Source organism: Actinomyces acetigenes (assembly GCF_031296635.1).
Lineage (GTDB): Bacteria > Actinomycetota > Actinomycetes > Actinomycetales > Actinomycetaceae > Actinomyces > Actinomyces acetigenes.
The window spans coordinates 1-1,577 of sequence record NZ_JASPFC010000088.1 but is presented as its reverse complement, the minus strand read 5'-3'; the positions used below and the strand labels follow the sequence as shown (position 1 = coordinate 1,577).

Genomic DNA, 1,577 nt, shown 5'->3' with positions numbered 1-1,577 from the left:
TCGTGGATCACGGATCCTGTTGAGTGGGCGCCGGTGGTGGACGCCTGGCTGGAGGGTATCGAGCTGCCGTTCCCGCCCCAGCGCTGGCACTGCCTGACACGCACCGCCCTGGGGCGGATGCTTCTGTGGGGGGAGATCTCCGGGCCGGCCGTGGACATCGACGTCATCAACGGTGAGATTTCCCCGAACGCCTCCGCTGCTGAGGATATGACTGATCCGGTTGTCAGGGAGCGCAGCGGCTGCATTGAGTTCACTGACCCGCTTGTGGATCTTGATGAGGATGAGGTGTCGGGTCGGCCTTTGGCTGTGGAGGGGATTGAGCGTCTGGGGGTGCCGGGGGCTGATGAGGTGCTGGGGTTTGTGCCGCCGTTGAGCTTTGGTGGCCGGATCAGCGCCGATCGGTTGAGTGTGCAGAAGGCTGTGCCCTACCTGGTGGGGCTGGCGCAGTCCACACCCAGGTACCTGGGGGCTGATCTCATGGCTGCCTGGGGTGGGGCGGCCACCCAGTTCCTCATCGACCAAGAAACCACACCCAACAGCACAGACGCCCCCGATGGCCAGGGTGGCCCTGGTGTCTCAGGCGCAAGCACCCCCGACACCGCCGGCGACCCCGACGACCTTGGAAGCCCTGGTGGCCAGGTTGGTTCCACCGGGCTTGGTGGCCAGGGTGGTTCTGTTGGTTTTGTGAGGGATGAGGATCTTGAGTGGGGTCCGGAGTGGATCGAGCAGCAGATCCAGGAGGAGTTACTCGACTATCATGACATGCCTCCTTTGGGTGTGGGTCGGGTGGTGCCGGAGGAGTACTTTGAGCGGTTTGGGGGTGTGTTTCCTGAGTCGGTTCTGTATATCTGGAGACGTTTCGGGTTTGACGGCTTTGGTTATGGGCGCTCGTGGATCACGGATCCTGTTGAGTGGGCGCCGGTGGCGGACGCCTGGCTGGAGGGTATCGAGCTGCCGTTCCCGCCCCAGCGCTGGCATTGCGTGGCACGCACGGCCCTGGGGCGGATGCTTCTGTGGGGGGAGATCTCCGGCCCCGCACTGCACGTTGACGTCATCTCCGGGGAGATCTGCCCGGACTCGTTGGCTTTTAGGGACATGGCTGACCCGGTTCTCAGGGAGCGCATGGGCTGTAGTGTTTTCACCCGTCCGCTTATGGATTATGGTAGGGATGAGGTGACGGGTTGGCCTTTGGCTGTGGAGGGGATTGTTCGTCTGGGGGTGCCTGGTGCTGACGAGGTGCTCGGGTTCGTTCCGCCGTTGAACTCTGGTGACCAGGTCAGCGCTGATCGGTTGAGTGTGCAGAAGGCTGTGCCCTTCCTGGTAGGCCTGGCGCAGTCCACCCCCAGGTACCTGGGGGCCGATCTCATCACTTTCTGGGCTGGGACGGCCACCCAGTTCCTCATCGACCAAGAAACCACACCCAACAGCACAGACGCCTCTGGCGACCTCGGTGGCCAGGATGGTCCCAATGGGCTTGGTGGCCAGGGTGGTTCTGTTGGTTTTGTGAGGGATGAGGATCTTGAGTGGGGTCCGGAGTGGATTGAGCAGCAGATCCAGGAGGATCTGCTTGACTATCA

The 1,577-nt window shown here is 62.7% G+C and carries 1 protein-coding gene; it reads left to right on the top strand.

What is annotated here, in order from left to right; all coding sequences use genetic code 11:
* Window positions 1-1,577: GAD-like domain-containing protein (locus RIV14_RS13605; protein ID WP_309325257.1), on the top strand; the 1,577-nt coding region annotated here is incomplete at both ends.